This is a genomic window from Actinoplanes auranticolor, assembly GCF_018332655.1.
Classification (GTDB): Bacteria; Actinomycetota; Actinomycetes; order Mycobacteriales; family Micromonosporaceae; genus Actinoplanes; species Actinoplanes auranticolor.
This window is the reverse complement of the sequence record NZ_BOQL01000042.1, coordinates 76,043-92,441: the sequence shown is the minus strand read 5'-3', so window position 1 is coordinate 92,441 and position 16,399 is coordinate 76,043. Positions and strand designations below refer to the sequence as shown.

Here is a 16,399-nt window from a genome sequence, read left to right as displayed (position 1 = left end):
CCGTGTCCCTGACCCTCTCCGACCGGGTCCGCAGCCACGTCCCGGAGACGAACCTGCGGCGGGTCCCGCTGCGCACCAAGCTCGTCGCAGCGGTGCTTGCGCTCGTCTTCGCGGCGCTGTCCCTGATCAGTGCCGCGAGCACCTATGCGCTGCACAGTTACATGATCAGCCGGCTGGACGTGGGCCTGGAACGGTTCACCGACACCCTGGAGAACCTCAAGGGCAACGAGACGCTGATCCTGCCGGCCGACTACTACGTCAACGTCACCACGGTCGACGGCATCGGTGACCCGGACTACCCGAAGTACGACCCCGCGCTGAAGCCGAGCCAGCTGCCCCCGGTGCTCAAGGGCGTGAACGAGGTCAACAAGCGCATCGGCAAGCAGTACACGGTCAAGTCCGCCGACGGGACCGTCATCTGGCGGATGCTGGTCACCTACGTCAACGGCGGCACGGTGCTGCACGCCGGTCAGCGGCTGCGCGGCATCGACGAGGCCATCGGCCGGCTCATCTGGGTCGACATCCTGGTCGGCGCCGGGGTGCTGTTCGCCCTGGCCGCGGTGGGTGCGGCCATCGTGCGGCAGAGCCTGATCCCGCTGGGTCAGATCGAGCGGACCGCCGCCGCCATCGCGGCCGGCGACCTCACCCAGCGGGTGCCCGATCCGGAGCCCGACGAGGGCGAACCCAAGACCGAGCTGGGCCGGCTGTCCAGGGCGCTGAACGCGATGCTGGCCCAGATCGAGGCGGCCTTCACCGCCCGGGCGCTGTCCGAGACCGCGGCCCGCGCCGCGGAGAGCCAGGCCCGCGACGCCGCCGAGGCCGCGCAGATCTCCGAGGCCCGCGCGGTGCGCTCGGAGCAGAAGATGCGCCAGTTCGTCGCGGACGCCTCGCACGAGCTGCGCACCCCGCTGACCTCCATCCGCGGATTCGCCGAGCTCTACCGCCAGGGCGCGGTCGCCAACCCGGAGGACACCGCCAAGCTGGTGCGCCGGATCGAGGACGAGGCCGCCCGGATGGGTCTGCTGGTCGAGGACCTGCTGCTGCTCGCCCGGCTGGACCGGGAACGCCCGGTGGAGCTGTCCCCGGTGGAGCTGCCGGTGCTGGCCATGGACGCGGTCCAGGCCGCCCAGGCCACCGCGCCGGAGCGCAAGATCGAGCTGGACGTACGGGAGTCACCGGAGAAGCTGGTGGCGTACGGCGACGACGCCCGGTTGCGGCAGGTCATCGGCAACCTGATGACCAACGCCCTGGTGCACACACCGGCCGATGCCGCGGTGACGCTCTCGCTCTATCCCGAGTCCGGCAACCGTGCGGTCATCGAGATCGCCGACACCGGGCCCGGCCTGTCACCGGAGCAGCGCGAGCACGTCTTCGAGCGCTTCTACCGCGCCGACGAGGCCAGGACCCGGCACACGGACCGCGCGGCCACCGGCACAGGGCTGGGCCTGGCCATCGTGGCGGCGATCGTGCGGGCCCACCACGGCTCCGTGGAGGTGTTCAGCGAGCCCGGCGAGGGTGCGACTTTCCGGGTCACGCTGCCCGCTCTGGAACCGGACGACATCTGACTCGCCCGGCGCCATCGTGGAAAAAATCCCTAAATTCGGGACGAGCCATTCACAGAAAACGTCCAGGGCCAACACAGGTGGGTCGGAGCGGGCAGGGGCAATGTAGTCCGCATGAACGAGTACGAGACCGACCCGCAGCGGCACGAAAGCTCACCGTCCGAGGAGCTGTCGCACCGGCCCGCGGACGCCTCCCCCGCGACCGGCCCGGAGCGGGGACAGTCCGACACCACGGCGCAGCAGCCGACGCTGAGCCAGCCGGCCGCCCCCCCAGTCCGGTGCTCCCCAGGCCGGCATTCCGCAGTCCGGCATTCCGCAGTCCGGTGCGCCCCAGCAGGGCGCCTGGGTTGCGTCGCCCTGGCAGCGCGGCGTCCAGCACCCGGTGCAGCAGCACGGGCACGGAGGCCAGCAGCACCCCACGCAGCCACTGCCCTACGGCCAGCCGCCGTACGGCACGGGACAGCAGCAGTATCCGGGCCAGCCGCAGCCGCCCTACGCGGGCGCCTACGCCGGCCAGCCCCACCCGCAGTACGCGACCCAGGGAGCGCCGGGTCAGCCCGGTCAGCCCGGTCAGTGGACGCCCGGCGGCGGCGTACCCCCGCAGTCGGAGGCCCCGGCATGGGCCCAGGCCGTCGGGACCGACCAGCGTGACCCCGAGCGCGCCGGCCGTGGCCGCAAGATCTTCGTGGCCGGCGCGGCCGCGGTCCTGATCGCCCTGGGCGCCGGTGGCGTCGGCGCGGCCACCGCGCTCGCCTTCGACGACGACAACGGCTCCCGGACCGTGCAGACCGCCGACGCCTCGGTGAACCGGGTCGTCGACCGCTCCTCGCTGGCCCAGATCGTCTCCGCGGTCAAGGACAGCGTCGTTTCGATCACCACCCAGACCGGTGAGGGCTCGGGCGTGGTGATCAGCACCGACGGCTTCATCGTGACCAACAACCACGTGGTCGCCACCGCCGCCGGCAGCTCGGTCACCGTCATCTTCGCCAACGGCAAGAAGGCGCAGGCGAAGATCGTCGGCACCGACCCGCGGACCGACCTCGCGGTGATCAAGGCGGACGGCGTCTCCGACCTGGCCGCCGCGAAGTTCGGCGACAGCTCCAAGATGCAGGTCGGTGACACCGTGCTCGCGCTGGGCAGCCCGCTGGGCCTGGAGGGCTCGGTCACCGAGGGCATCATCAGCGCCAAGGACCGCACCATCCGGGCCGGCGGTCAGGACGAGCAGACCCCGCAGAACCCGTTCGGCGGCCAGCAACAGCAGCAGAGCGGCGGCGCCACCTCGATGTCCGGGCTGCTGCAGACCGACGCCCCGATCAACCCCGGCAACTCCGGCGGCGCCCTGGTCAACACCAACGGTGAGGTGATCGGCATCAACTCCGCCATCGCCACGTCCGGTCAGGGCTCGGGCAACATCGGCCTGGGCTTCGCGATCCCGAGCAACAAGGCCAAGGACGTCGCCGATGCGCTGATGGCCGGCAAGAAGGTCAGCCACCCCGCGCTCGGCGTCAGTGTCACCGAGGCCGAGGGTGGCGGCGCGCTGGTCAGCTCGGTCACCGGGAACAGTGCGGCCGCCAAGGCCGGCCTGGAGCAGGGTGACGTCATCAACTCGGTGAACGGCAAGGCCGTCAACGACTCCGACGACCTGATCGGGATCATCCAGTCGGCCAAGGTCGGCGACAAGGTGACCGTCGTCTTCACCCGCAACGGCCAGCAGCAGACGGTCAGCGCGACGCTGACCGAGGCTTCCTAAACCAACCTGGTGCCGCTCGGGCCATCGGGCGGCACCACCTCCCCACGGCGGTGGGTGGTCGCGATCAAGGGGGTTGATCGCGACCACCCACCGCACCTTTATGTCCACTGTGTGAAATTTCGGCGGGCGATCGGCTTATCGGGGGCTCGCCTTCCGCCGGGCTGACCGCCTAGTCTCCATTCGCCATAGCCGCCGGAAAGGCCGAACCCCTGTTGAACGGACTGAAGGCGTCCCATCCGACCACCCCACCACCACCCCTGAACGGACTGAAGGCGTGACCTACGTCGAGACCCGGACGAGTGTCTGGGAAGCCCTGGCCGGACGCGCGCCGGGTGAGCCGCTCGGACCCGCCGACCCCGGTCTCTGGGGCGCGGTGGTCGACCGGCTCAATCCCGCGCGGGCCCGGCCGGTGCTGCGCGCCGGGATCGAGGCCGTCGAGCTGACCAGCGTGCGCGGTTCGGCGTACGTCATGCTCCGCTCGCCCGACGACGGCGGCCGGGCCTGCTACCTGCGGCTGACCCCGGACGAGTGGCAGCTCGCGCTGATGATGGACGGCACCCACACGGTCGCCCGTCTCGTCGCCGAGTTCGCCCGGCTGGCCGGCCGGCTCGCGCCCGACCAGGTCCGCCGGGTGGTGGCCGACCTGGCCGGCAACCGGATGCTCGACGAGCTGCCGGTGGACGCCTTCCGCCCGCTGCAGGAGCTCGAGCGCCAGCCGCTGCCCCGGCGGGTCGGCAGCGGAGTGCTGGCGGCGGCCCGCGGCCGCCGGATGCTGGTCTTCGACATCGACCCGGTGATCTCGGTGCTCTACCGCGCCGGTGGCCGGTTCCTGTTCACCAGGGCTGCGGCCATCGTCATGGCCGTCTTCGCGGTGGCCGGGCTGGGCCTGTTCGTCACCACCTGGTGGCGCGGCAGCCAGGCGGTCTTCCTCTCCGGCGGCTCCTACCTGCTCGGCGCTGTCGTCCTGCTCCTGCTCAACCTGCTGGCGCTGGCCAGCCACGAACTGGGCCACGCGCTGGCCACCAAACACGCCGGGCGGGAGGTGCCCGCGGCCGGCGTGCTCGTGTACTTCGGCATCCCCTCGGTCTTCGTCGACACCACCGACGTCTGGATGGCCGGGCGCCGGGCCCGGATGCTGGTCACCGCGGCCGGGCCGGCCACCGGCCTGGTGCTCGCCGGGTCGATGCAGCTCGTCGGGCTGGCCGTGCCCGCGCTCGGGCCGCTGGCCTTCAAGCTGGCCTTCGCCTGGTATCTCAACGTGCTGTTCAACCTCAACCCGCTGCTCGCGCTGGACGGCTACTACCTGCTGATGGACTGGCTGGAGATCCCGAACCTGCGCGGGCGGGGCCTCGCCTGGGTGTCGGGCCGGCTGCGCGGTCGCCCGCCGGCGTGGGCGGGGCTGGACCGGGAGGGCCGCATCGTCGCCCTCTACGGGGTGCTGGCTCTGCTGTGGGTGGCGATCGCGGCGAACCTGGCGTACCGGATCTGGGCCGACCGGGTCTCCGGGCTGGTCACCGGTCTGTGGCACAGCGGTTTCGCCGCCAAGCTGTTGCTGATCCTGGTCGTGGCCGGGCTGTGCGCCCCGCTCATCTACCTCGCCGTCGGCCGGCTGGCCCGCTGGTGGCGGCAGCTGCGCGAACGGTCCGCCGAGAAGCGCCGCGAGGCCGACGCCCCCCGCCGGCTGGCCGCCCTGCGCGCCTCCGACCTGGGTGGTCTGCCGGAGCACGCGCTGGCCGGCCTGGCCGCCCGGGCCCGCTGGATCCGTCCGCACTCCGGCACCCAGCTCGTCGTCGCCGGCACCACCCAGCAGGCCGTGTACGTCGTCGTCGACGGCGCGGTCCAGGCTCGCAAGCCCGGTGACCCCGGCGGCACCATCCGCCACCACGTAGGTGCCGGTGGCGTGGTCGGACTGGCCAACGCGCTCACCGGCCGGGCCACGTCGCTGGACTGGCACACGGCCGGCACCACGCTGCTCGCCGTGCCCACCGCCACCGTCGCCACGGTGGTCGGCCCACTGCCCGGCCCGCCGCCGGCCGACCGGGCGGAGGCCGAGGCGCTGTTCGCCGACACCCCCGCGCTGGCCGGGCTGGCCGGGGACGAGCGGCTCGCGCTGATCGCTTCGGCGCACCCCGTGGACCTCGAGCCCGGCGCGCCGGTGGAGCTGCAGGGGCCGACGCACGCGGTGGTCGTGGAGTCCGGCGTGATCGCCATGCCCGACGGCGTCGAGCTGCGTCGCGGCACGCTGGTCGGCCCGGTGGGTGACGGCATCCCGGGCATGGTCGCGCAGACCCGCACCCCCGTACGCCTCTGGGTCATCCCGGACGCCTCCGACCTGCCGCCGCTGGTGGGCACACCCGGTCAGACGGCCGGCGGCCCCGCGGGCAGCGGGCCGGCCGCCGACGGTGTGCACTCCGCCGGTGTCTACCCGCCGCTGGCCGTGCCGCCCGGTCCGCCGGACGGCACCGAGGACCCCGAGGTGGACCGCCGCTTCGAGCGCCGGATGTGGTGGCTCGTCCTGCTGCTGCTCCTGCTGTCGCTCCTGCTCACCGCGATCAACTTCGCGCCCGGCCCGGCCTGGGCCGAGATGCCCACCGACCGCGCTCTGCTCACCTCGGACCGGGGCACGATCGTGGCGACCATCAACGGCCGTAACGTCCGGCTCGAGGAGGGCGACCGGCGTTACCTCGACGAGGGCGCCCGGATCATCGTCCCGGCCGGGACCACCGGGCGGCTGACCTTCCAGGGCGGCTCGGCCACCCTGTTCTGCGCCGGCTCCCAGGCCCAGGTCGGCAAGCTGTACACCGACGCCGGACGCCGACGGGTGCCGCACGGTGCCCTGGCGCTGGAGGCCGGCCGGCTGCTCGCCGACACGGCCGGCACCAGCGGCGCGTACCAGCCGCTCGCCCTGACCGTCTCCCGGCCCGGCGGCCTGGTCACCAACGAGGGCGCCGCCTGGTACGCGGTCGAGCCCGAGGGCCTGACCGCCGCCACCGGCCGCGTCTTCGTCGCCGGCACCCCCAGCCCGGCCACCGGTACGGACCTGAGCTGCGGTGACGGCGTCAAGGTGGAGCCGCCGGCCGGCTCGCCCAGCCCGTCGCCGAGTGACCAGCCGCTGCCCTCCGACCTGCCCAGCGTGGTCACCCCGTCGCTGACCTCGGCGCCGCCGACCGAGGCGACGACCGTGCCGGAGCCGACCGCCGACCCGGTCGATCCGACGACGCCGGACGACCCGGACCCGACCACCACCCGGCCGAGGCCGCCGCGCACGACGCCGCCGCAGACCACGCCGCCGCGTACCCCACCGCCGACCACTCCGGTGCCGACGACCACCACGCCGCGGCCCAATCCGACGACCCCGCCGCCGACCACGACGGCGCCCGTGCCGAGCACGACGACCACCACCAGCGAACCACCCACCATCGGCTGACGAGGGGAACACACGTGCTCTGCTGGTTCTGTGCCAAGGCGGCCCGGGGGACCTGCCGGTTCTGCGGCCGGGGGGTCTGCGAGGACCATGCCCGTTTCGGGCCGTACCTCCTTCAGGTGAGCCGGTCGGCGCAGCGGGACCGGGCCGAGGCCCTGGTGGTCGAGGACGCCGTCCAGTGCGGCACGTGTCGTCCCAGGCCACAGCCGGTGCCGATGCCGGAGCTGGACTGATCGGTGCGGCCGGTCGGCCGGGACTGACCACCTCACCGATGGCGGTCGCTGGACGCGGGCTCCTACCGTGGGCGCCATGAGTGACTTCGACGCGGTGCTGGAGCGGCTGCTCACCGACCCGTCGTTCCAGGCGCAGCTGGCCGCCGATCCGGTGGGTGCCCTGGCCGGCTACGTCCTGGACGCCGCGGAGGCCGACCTGCTGCGCCAGCAGGTCAGCACCGATGCGGGCGCGCACACCGCGGTCGTGGAGGACCGGGTCACCAAGTCGAGCACGTTCGGGTTGTTCTCCTCGTTCGGCGTCGGCGAGGTGGCCGGCTCGGTCGGGCACGGCCTGGTCGGCCAGGGCGTCGCCGGACAGGGCATCGGTGCGGCCCCGGCGGACGGTCCGGCCGGGCTCGGCGAGTGGTCGGAGTTCGGCAGCGCGACCGGGACCGCCACGGAGGGATTCGGCTCGGCGCCGCCGGCCTGGGGGACCGGCGGCATGTCCGCCCAGTCCGGCCTGGGCACGGCGCCGGAGTATTCCGCCCGGTCCGGCTTCGGCTCGGCGCCCGGTCCCGACATGGACGGTCTCCCGGCGGTCTCCGCCCTCGGTGACGCGCCCCGCAGCGGTCTCGGTGACGCCGGCACGGCCCGGAGCGGTCTGGGGGAGCCCGAGCAGATCGCGGCGCCGAAGGGCTACCACAACCGGGTCGACGCGGACGGCGACGGCAGCCTGGACAAGGCGACCTACCGGGGGCGCGAGGGCGGCGGCGCGGAGATCCGGGTGGACCTCGACCGCGACGGGCGGGCCGACTTCGTCGGGGTCGACAAGGACCTGGACAACCGGGTCGATTTCGCCGACTACGACAAGGACCGCGACGGCGTCTTCGAGAAGCGGATGTTCGACGACGACGGCGACGGATTCCTCGATCGGACGGTCTGGCAGTAGCCCGGTCCGCAAAGCTCTGGCATTGATGGTCACCGAAGCCGCACCATGGGTGCATGGTGGCGATCGCCGCACGCGGCCTCACGAAGATCTTCGACGATGTCGTCGCGGTGGACGACGTCGACCTGGAGATAAAACCCGGTGAGTTCCTGGTGGTCCTCGGGCCGACCGGCTGCGGGAAGTCGACGCTGCTGCGGCTGCTGGCCGGCTTCGAGGAGCCGACCAGCGGCACGGTGACCTTCGACGGCGTGCCGGTGGCCGAGATCGAGCCCCGCGAGCGCGACATCGCTGTGGTGTTCCAGAACTACGCCCTCTACCCGCACCTGACGGTCGCGCAGAACATCGGCTTCCCGTTGCGCGCGACGGCCGCCCCGGCCGCCGACATCGGGGCCCGGGTCGCCGCCGTGGCTCGCAACGTCGGGATCGCGGACCTGCTCAGCCGCTATCCCGAGCATCTGTCCGGCGGTCAGCGCCAGCGCGTCGCGATGGCCCGCGCCCTGGTCCGGCAGCCCGCGGTCTTCCTGCTCGACGAGCCGTTGTCCAACGTGGACGCGGGCGCCCGGGCGGCGCTGCGGGGCGAGATCGTGGCGCTGGCCCGGCGGCTGGCGGTGACCACGATCTACGTGACGCACGACCAGACCGAGGCGATGAGCATGGCCGACCGGATCGCGGTGCTGCGGCTGGGCGTGCTGCAGCAGGTCGGGCCGCCCGTCGACGTGTACGCGGACCCGGACACCCTGTTCGTGGCAGCGTTCCTCGGCATGCCGCGGACCAGCCTGCTGGAGGCGGCGGTGTACGCCCAGGACGGTGGGGTGGTGCTCGACCTCGGCTCCCAGGTGCTGGAGCTGCCGCCCGGGGATCCGCGTACCGCGCGGCTGGCCGAGCACCACACCGAGCGGGTCACGCTGGTGTTGCGGGCGTTGCCGTTGCAGGAGCGCGACATGTCGGTGCGGGGCACGGTGTGCGCGGTGGAGAACCTGGGGCACGAGCTGCTGGCCCACGTCGACGTCGGCGGGGTGCCGAGCGTCCGGCTGGACGCGCCGGTGGCCCCGTCGCGGGCGGTCGCCCAGAGCACGCCGTACGGCTTCTATCCGGCGTATGACCTGGTGGACGCGCCGCCGACGGGTGAGGTGATGGTCCGGATCCCGGTTCCGGTCCAGGTGCGGATCGGCGACGACCTGGACGTCGGGGTGGGCCTGACCGACCTGTTGCTCTTCGACCGGGCGGGCCGGCGGATCAGATTCGACCCGGTCTGAAAAAAACGTTCACTGGACAGGAACAGTTAACAGTCCTAATAATTGGCCAACTGTCGATACACCGACGTGGAGGCCACCCCCCATGCGCCGTTCACTCATCCTCGCCGTCACTGCCGCACTCGCAGCCACCGGCTCCGCCGTCTACATAGCCTCGTCCGCGAGCGCTGCCGCCGCCTGTGCCCCGGCCTGGAGCGCCTCGGCGGTGTACGTCAAGGACAACTCCGTCTCGTACCAGGCGAAGAACTACACCGCCAAGTGGTGGACGCAGAACGAGGTGCCCACGGCCAGCGGCCAGTGGGGTGTCTGGGCCGACCAGGGCGCCTGCGGTGGCACGACGACGCCGCCGACCACCCCGCCGCCCACCACGACCCCGCCGACCACCCCGCCGCCGCCCACCACCCCGCCCCCGACCACGCCGCCGCCGACCACGCCGCCCCCGGTCTCCGGGCTGCCGAAGCACGCGCTGATCGGCTACCTGCACTCGAGCTTCGCCAACGGCTCCGGCTACCTGCGGATGGCCGACGTCCCGGCGGACTGGGACATCATCAACCTGGCCTTCGGCGAGCCGACCACGGCGACCTCCGGCGACATCCGCTTCACCCTCTGCCCGGCGGCCGAGTGCCCCGGCGTGGAGAGCGAGGCCGACTTCATCAGCGCCATCCGGGCCAAGCGCGCGGCCGGCAAGAAGGTGCTGCTCTCCATCGGCGGCGCGAACGGCCAGGTCCAGCTGACCACGACCGCGGCCCGCGACAAGTTCGTCAGCTCGGTCAGCGCGATCATCGACAAGTACGGCCTGGACGGCGTCGACGTCGACTTCGAGGGCCACTCGCTGTCGCTGAACACCGGCGACACCGACTTCAAGAACCCGACGACGCCGGTCATCGTCAACCTGATCGCCGCGCTGAAGTCGCTGAAGGCCCGCTACGGCGCGAACTTCGTGCTGACCATGGCCCCGGAGACGTTCTTCGTGCAGCTCGGCTACCAGTACTACGGCTCCGGGCCGTGGGGCGGGCAGGACCCGCGCGCGGGCTCGTACCTGCCGGTGATCTACGCGATGCGCAACGACCTGACGGTGCTGCACGTGCAGGACTACAACTCCGGCTCGATCATGGGCCTGGACAACCAGTACCACAGCATGGGCGGGGCCGACTTCCACATCGCGATGACCGACATGATGCTGGCCGGCTTCCCGGTGGCGGGCAACACGGCCAACATGTTCCCGGCGTTGCGCGAGGACCAGGTCGCCTTCGGCGCGCCGTCGTCGGTCAGCGCGGGTAACGGCTACGTCGCCCCGGCCGGGGTGCAGCAGGCGGTGACCTGCCTGGTGAAGGGCAGCAACTGCGGCGGGTACACGGTCCGCAGCGGCACGAACCCGAACTTCCGGGGCCTGATGACCTGGTCGATCAACTGGGACAAGTTCTACAACTGGGAGTTCCGTACCAGCCACGAGAGCTTCCTCAACGGGCTGGGCTGATCCCGCTGTTCGCCGGGGCGGTGGTCAGAACTTGACCGCCGCCCCGCTTCACGCGATGGCGTTGTGGACCGCGACGCGGTGGGTGTCGGGGTTGGACCAGGACCAGTTGGGGTGGGCGCGGTTGGTCAGCAGCACCACGACGGTCTTGCGGGCCGGGCTCACCAGCAGCGACGTGCCGGTGAAGCCGGTGTGGCCGTAGGTGGTGGGTGCGGCGAGTCTGCCCATGAACCAGGGCTGGTTGAGCTCGAAGCCCAGGCCGTGGTCGGCGGTGCGGTTCGGGCGGTCGGCGTCGATGGCTTTCCTGCCCTTGTTGACGTTGGTCAGAGCTTTCTTGAGCACGTCGGCGGAGAGCAGGCGTTTGCCGTTGTGGGTGCCGCCGTTGAGCAGCAGTTGGCCGATGACGGCGACGTCCTTGGCGGTGCCGAAGATGCCGGCGTGCCCGGCGATGCCGCCGAGGTGGTTGCAGACGTCGTCGTGGACGGTGCCCCGCAGCAGGCCGCGCGAGGAGCGGGCGTCGGTGGCGACGAGTCGTTTCTTGTCGGTGACCCACTTCAGAGGCTGGAAGCCGGTGTCCTTGAGGCCGAGCGGGGTGAGCAGGTTGTCGCGCAGGGCCTTGTCGAGGCTCTTGCCGGTGAGCTTCTCGACCAGGCGGCCCAGCAGCATCAGCCCGACGCTGGAGTAGCGGAAGGTGGTGCCGGGCACGCCTCCTTTGACCAGCGGCGTGGTGAGCACGGCTTTCCAGCGGGCGGCGTTGTCGGGCAGGCCGGTGACTTTCGCGCCGACCGGCAGGGCGCTGGTGTGGGCCAGCAGCATGGCGATGGTGATCGTGCCCTTGCCGGTGCCGGTGAACTCGGGCAGGTACTTGCGCAGCGGCGCGTCCAGGTCGATCTTGCCCTGGTCGACCAGTCGCAGCACCAGCAGCGCGGTGTAGACCTTGGTCAGCGAGGCCAGGTCGAAGATGGCGTCCGGTTTCATCACGACGCGTTTGCTCGCGGGCAGCTCGACCGGCCCGGCCTTGTAGCGCAGGGCGTGCCCGACGGCGGTGTGCAGCGTGGTCTTGCCGTCGACCATGACCAGCGCGACGGCCCCCGCGTACCCGGGACGTTTCGGATTGTCCGGCGTCGGCTTCAGATACTTCGTCAGCACGTTCTGCACCCGAGCCGCATACGGCGGCGGCGCCGCGGCCCGAGTCTGTGCCGGGGCGGGCCTGATCGCGGCCGAGGTCCTCGACGGGGCGACGGAAACCTGATCCGCCACGGGAACGGCGCCCGGGCCCGGCTCGTTCCAGGTGGCCGCGCTGGGCTTCCCGCACCCGGCGAGCGTGGCCGCGGCGGCGGCAAGCCCGCCCCCGAGCAGGGACCGGCGACGAATATCCACGCCGCCGATGATGACACGCCCGAGCCGCGCGCAGGTACCCGTGCGTGACCCGCACGGTCTTGCGAGCACGCAGATGTCATCGGCGGGAGCGACGGTCAGCACCATGCAACCAGCCACGACATCGCCTTGAACTTGCCCTTGATCTTGCCCTTCGGTCTGCTCACCTCCCCGCTACCCTGGGCCGATGAACACCCCGGTTGCTTTTGTGCTCGGGGGCGGTGGCGTGCTCGGCGCCGTGCAGGTGGGCATGCTGCGCGCCCTCTTCCGGGCGGGCTACCGGCCCGACGTCGTGGTCGGCACCTCCATCGGCGCGGTCAACGGCGCGCTGGTCGCCGCCGATCCCACCGAGGCGGTCACCGAACGCCTGGTCCGGCTCTGGTCGTCGCCCGAGGCCGCCGAGGTGTACGGCGACTCGCTCGCCCGCCAGCTCCGCCGGTTCGCGGCCCGCACCCACCTGCACTCGCCGCTGCCGTTGCGCCGCCTGCTCAGCGGCGAGCTGGGCGACCAGGCCACCTTCGCCGACCTCAAGGTGCCGTTCCGCTGCTGCGCGGCCAGCATCGAGCGCGCGGCCGAGCACTGGTTCGACAGCGGTCCGCTGGTCGACGCGGTACTGGCCTCCTCGTCGGTGCCCGGGCTGCTGCCGCCGATGGAGATCGCCGGGGAGCACTTCGTCGACGGCGGGATCGTCAACTCGATCCCGATCGGTGAGGCCGTGCGGGTCGGCGCCAAGCAGATCTTCGTGCTGCAAGTGGGCCGGATCGAGCGGCCGCTGGTGGTCCCGAAGCGGCCCTGGGAGGTGGCGCAGGTGGCGTTCGAGATCGCGCGGCGGCACCGGTTCGCCCGGGATGTTGCGTCGTTGCCCGACGATGTACGGGTGCATGTTCTGCCGACCGGCGGTGGCGACAGCCGCGACGACTCGCCGTGGGCATACCGCGACATGGCGGCCGCGGGTCGCCGGATCAGCCGCGCCTACACCGCCTCACGCCGCTACCTGGCCGCCAACGTGACCCCGGCCGACGGCGCCTGATGCTGCCTCCCGTCTGGGTCCGCCGGCTGATCATCGCCCCGGCCGTGGTCGTGCTGTCCGTCGTGCTGCTGGCCACGCTGCCGGTGTGGCTCATCCTGGCGCTGGCCGCGTCGCCGCTGGCCCCCGGGCATCTGCGGGTGCCACGGCTGGTCTTCCTGGCGATCGCCTACCTGATCTGGGACGCGGCCGCGCTGGTGTGCCTGGCGGTGCTGTGGGTGGCGTCGGGTTTCGGGTGGAAGATCCGCAATGCCGCCTTCCAGCGGGCCCACTACGTGCTCACCGGGTGGTTCCTCGACGCGCTGTTCTGGCTGGCCCGCTGGTCGCTGCACCTGAGCATCGACGTGGTCGGCACCGATCCGGACACCGGGATGCCGGGGCGCCCGGAGGTCGTGGTGAGCCGGCACGCCGGTCCGGGCGACTCGTTCGTCCTCATCCACGGCCTGGTCAACTGGTTCGACCGGGAGCCGCGGATCGTACTGAAGGCCACCCTGCAGTGGGATCCGGCCGTCGACATCCTGCTCAACCGTCTGCCGAACAGGTTCATCTCGCCGGGCCACACCCGCACGGTTTCGCTGGAGCAGGAGATCAGCGACCTGGCGACCGGGCTGGACCACAACGACGCCTTCGTGATCTTCCCGGAGGGCGGCAACTTCACCCCCCGCCGGCGCACCAAGGCCATCGCGTTCCTGCGGGACAAGGGCATGGAGGACATGGCGGTCAAGGCCGAGGGCCTGCGCCACGTGCTGCCGCCCAAACCGGGCGGGCTGTTCACCGCGATCGACGCCGCACCGGACGCGGGGGTCATCTTCGTGGCGCACACCGGGCTGGACCGGATGATCACCGTCCGCGATCTCTGGCGCGAGCTGCCGATGGACAAGCAACTGGTGATGCGGTTCTGGAGCGTGCCGCCGGAGGAGGTGCCGGCCGGTGAGGAGGAGCGGGTGGCCTGGCTCTACGACTGGTGGGCGCGTATCGACGCCTGGATCGAGGAGAACCGTCCGCGTCCGCGCCCGTTGAGCACCGACTGGTCCGCCCGGCGCACTCCCACCGCCTGAACGGGAGAGGCCCGGACGCTCGCGCGTCCGGGCCCCGTCGGTTCGGTGGTGCCGATCAGCCGCCCAGGCTGCTGTACAGGCTGGCCGGCGCCTCGGTGATCTCCGCGGCGGCCGGCTTCTGGGCCTCGACCTTGGTGCCGTAGTCGGTGTAGAGCACCTCGAGCGGCTGGGCCTGCTGGCCGTTGACCGCCGGGAGCTGGATCGTCAGCGCGGACAGCCGGCCCTGCTCGTCCAGGCCCGCGGTGAACGGCACGTTCTGCGCCTGCGCACCCCAGGTCTTGACCAGCGTCTGATCCACGCCGGCCACACCGGCCGCCTTGGTCAGATCGAGCGTGCCCTGGTAGCTGCGCGCGTCGACCTGCTGCACGTCGGTCGTGGAGGTGAGCAGCTTGGCGGTGTTGGCCGGGTCGATCTGGCCCGGGCGCAGGCCCACGTTGGCGCCTTCGGGCAGCCGGGACACGTCGACGTGGGTCCAGGTGTTGCCCTTGGTGACACCGGGGACCTTGAGGTAGAGGTCCTGGCCGACCAGCAGGGTCTGCACCTTGATCTCGGTGTTCGGCCCGGTGGCGGTGAGGTCCGCGGTGCCGGTGCCGTTCGGGGCGTCCATCAGGCCGGTCAGCTTGAGGCCGGGACCCGAGGTCATGGTGACCTTGAAACTCGTGGTGCCGAGCGCGGCGGTGGCCGTGGCCAGCGCGGCGGCGGCGGTCGGATCGGGGCTGCCCACGCTGGCGGACGCGCTGGGAGTGTCCGTCACCGGGGCGCTCGCGCCGGGGGTGCCGTCGCTGTCAGCCGCGCAGCCGGTCACCGCGAGAGCGACCGCGGCCATCGATGCGAGGCCGAGTCCGGCGAGTCGTGGCGTCCGCATGTCGGTCCTTCCTTGCCCTGCCGCACGTCCGGGGGTGACGAACGGTCGGGGGGTGGAATGCCCGATGGGACGCGAACGCAAACGGACCCCGGGCCGGGCCGGAGGGACACCGGCCCGGCCCGGGGACGCGTCAGTTGTTGAGCATGCCGGCGAGCTGCGACGGGAGCTCCTGGACCTGCGCGGCCGGCGGCGCCGCGACCGAGACCTTGGTCCCGAAGTCCGAGTACGTCGTCTTGACCTTGCCGCCGCCGGGCACGGCACCGGCGCCCGAGGAGGCGCCCAGCCCGCTCATGTCCAGCGTCAGCTCGACGAGCCGGCCCTGGGCGTCGGTCTCGGCGGTGAACGGCACCAGCGTGTTGCCGCCCAGCGCCTTCAGGGCATCCTTCTTGTTGTACGTCGGCGACTTGGCCAGGTCCAGCGAGCCCTGGTAGCCGTTCGCGCCGGTCCGCTCGACCCTGGTCATCGCGGCGACCATCGCCTTGGTGCCGGCCGGGTCGTCCGGGGACATCACGTTGAAGCTGCTGCCCGCGGGGAGCTTCGCCGCGTCGACGTGCATCCACTCCTTGCCGCTGCTGCTCTGGCCGCCGAGCATCTGGCCCACCGCGCCGCCGAACTTCAGGTAGACGTCGGTGCCGACCTTGCGCAGCTCGATCTTGTTGCCGTCACCAAGTGAGCCCATGTCCATGGTCATCCGGGCGTTGCCCGCCTTCGGGTCCGCCTCGCCGGAGGCGGTGATCGCGCCGACCATCTCCATCTCGAAGCGCAGGCTCTGCTCACCCAGCTTCTGGGCCGCGGCAGCCAGCTCGGCCGCCGGATCCGCCTGCTGGGCGGCCGCCGGGGCGTTGCCGCCCGGCTGGGCCTGGCCGTCGGCCGGACCGCAGCCGGTGAGCCCGAGAGCGGCGACCAGGGCGAGACCAGCGATCGCCGGTCGTCGATTCCTCATGGGTTTCCTCCCCGTTGTGCCCGCCCCGGTCTCCCGGGAGCCGGGCGTCAATTCGGCGCTCACGGTAGCGAACGGGTGCGACATCCTGGTTCGAGGCGCCGTGGCCGGGGGGCGCGCGGGCATTAAGGTTGTCTCATGGCTGACCTGCTCGACGCCGATTCCGTACGCAGTGCCGTGGCCGTCCTGGACGGCTGGGAAGGCGGGACGGACGCGATCGTACGCACCGTGGGCCTGCGCAGTTTCCCGGCGGCGATCGCCGTCGTCGACCGGGTGGCGAAGGTCGCCGAGGAGATGGACCACCATCCCGACATCGACATCCGGTGGCGCACGCTGACCTTCCGCTGTGTCACGCACGCGGCGGGCGGCGTCACGACCCGCGACATCGCGCTGGCCAACCGCATCGACCGGATCGTCGCCGACGCGTCCTGACCCCCGGACCCCATAGCCCCCTTCCGCCCGGACCGGCGGCCCTGATTGGCCGCCCGGTGGCCCCAGACGGCATGATGGC

General features: G+C 72.1%; 12 protein-coding genes. 9 read left to right on the top strand and 3 right to left on the bottom strand.

From position 1 onward, the window contains the following. Positions 1–8 precede the first annotated feature (8 nt). The 6 genes from Aau02nite_RS25640 to Aau02nite_RS25615 all read left to right on the top strand — a co-directional run bounded on the left by Aau02nite_RS25640 (position 9) and on the right by Aau02nite_RS25615 (position 10,624). Positions 9–1,565 carry a sensor histidine kinase gene (locus tag Aau02nite_RS25640; protein WP_212991281.1) on the top strand — a complete coding sequence of 519 codons (1,557 nt, stop codon included), beginning with the start codon at positions 9–11 and terminating at the stop codon, positions 1,563–1,565. Positions 1,566–1,944: 379 nt separating this feature from the next. After that, the gene (locus tag Aau02nite_RS25635; protein WP_246595434.1) at positions 1,945–3,312 is read left to right on the top strand and encodes a S1C family serine protease; all 1,368 of its coding nucleotides are present in this window, start codon (positions 1,945–1,947) and stop codon (positions 3,310–3,312) included. Between the two features lie 274 nt (positions 3,313–3,586). Beyond that, positions 3,587–6,739 carry a M50 family metallopeptidase gene (locus tag Aau02nite_RS25630; protein ID WP_212991116.1) on the top strand — a complete coding sequence of 1,051 codons (3,153 nt, stop codon included), beginning with the start codon at positions 3,587–3,589 and terminating at the stop codon, positions 6,737–6,739. Positions 6,740–7,045: 306 nt separating this feature from the next. Beyond that, positions 7,046–7,897, top strand: a complete 852-nt coding sequence (locus tag Aau02nite_RS25625; protein WP_212991115.1) for a hypothetical protein — start codon at positions 7,046–7,048, stop codon at positions 7,895–7,897. Between the two features lie 53 nt (positions 7,898–7,950). Further along, entirely contained in the window at positions 7,951–9,150 is a 1,200-nt protein-coding gene (locus tag Aau02nite_RS25620; protein WP_212991114.1) for an ABC transporter ATP-binding protein, read from the top strand. An 82-nt stretch (positions 9,151–9,232) separates the two neighbouring features. Continuing rightward, entirely contained in the window at positions 9,233–10,624 is a 1,392-nt protein-coding gene (locus Aau02nite_RS25615; RefSeq protein ID WP_212991113.1) for a chitinase, read from the top strand. A 48-nt stretch (positions 10,625–10,672) separates the two neighbouring features. Here Aau02nite_RS25615 and Aau02nite_RS25610 read toward each other — a convergent pair whose 3' ends face one another. Beyond that, the gene (locus Aau02nite_RS25610) at positions 10,673–12,001 is read right to left on the bottom strand and encodes a serine hydrolase domain-containing protein (protein ID WP_246595433.1); all 1,329 of its coding nucleotides are present in this window, start codon (positions 11,999–12,001) and stop codon (positions 10,673–10,675) included. Positions 12,002–12,185: 184 nt separating this feature from the next. Here Aau02nite_RS25610 and Aau02nite_RS25605 point away from each other — a divergent pair, with 184 nt between their 5' ends. Both Aau02nite_RS25605 and Aau02nite_RS25600 read left to right on the top strand, forming a co-directional pair. Beyond that, entirely contained in the window at positions 12,186–13,028 is an 843-nt protein-coding gene (locus Aau02nite_RS25605; protein ID WP_212991111.1) for a patatin-like phospholipase family protein, read from the top strand. Next, positions 13,025–14,083 carry a 1-acyl-sn-glycerol-3-phosphate acyltransferase gene (locus tag Aau02nite_RS25600; RefSeq protein WP_212991280.1) on the top strand — a complete coding sequence of 353 codons (1,059 nt, stop codon included), beginning with the start codon at positions 13,025–13,027 and terminating at the stop codon, positions 14,081–14,083. The genes Aau02nite_RS25605 and Aau02nite_RS25600 overlap by 4 nt, the downstream gene beginning before the upstream one ends. A gap of 55 nt (positions 14,084–14,138) precedes the next feature. On the opposite strand, the gene Aau02nite_RS25595 is transcribed toward Aau02nite_RS25600, so the two are convergent. Continuing rightward, a complete protein-coding gene (locus Aau02nite_RS25595; RefSeq protein WP_212991110.1) occupies positions 14,139–14,948 on the bottom strand; it encodes a hypothetical protein in 810 nt (269 codons plus the stop codon). A gap of 130 nt (positions 14,949–15,078) precedes the next feature. Then, positions 15,079–15,891, bottom strand: coding sequence for an SCO4651 family lipoprotein (locus Aau02nite_RS25590; protein WP_212991109.1), 813 nt, complete (start codon positions 15,889–15,891; stop codon positions 15,079–15,081). A 135-nt stretch (positions 15,892–16,026) separates the two neighbouring features. Here Aau02nite_RS25590 and Aau02nite_RS25585 point away from each other — a divergent pair, with 135 nt between their 5' ends. Further along, positions 16,027–16,320 carry a 4a-hydroxytetrahydrobiopterin dehydratase gene (locus Aau02nite_RS25585; RefSeq protein ID WP_212991108.1) on the top strand — a complete coding sequence of 98 codons (294 nt, stop codon included), beginning with the start codon at positions 16,027–16,029 and terminating at the stop codon, positions 16,318–16,320. The last annotated feature ends 79 nt before the right edge of the window (positions 16,321–16,399 follow it).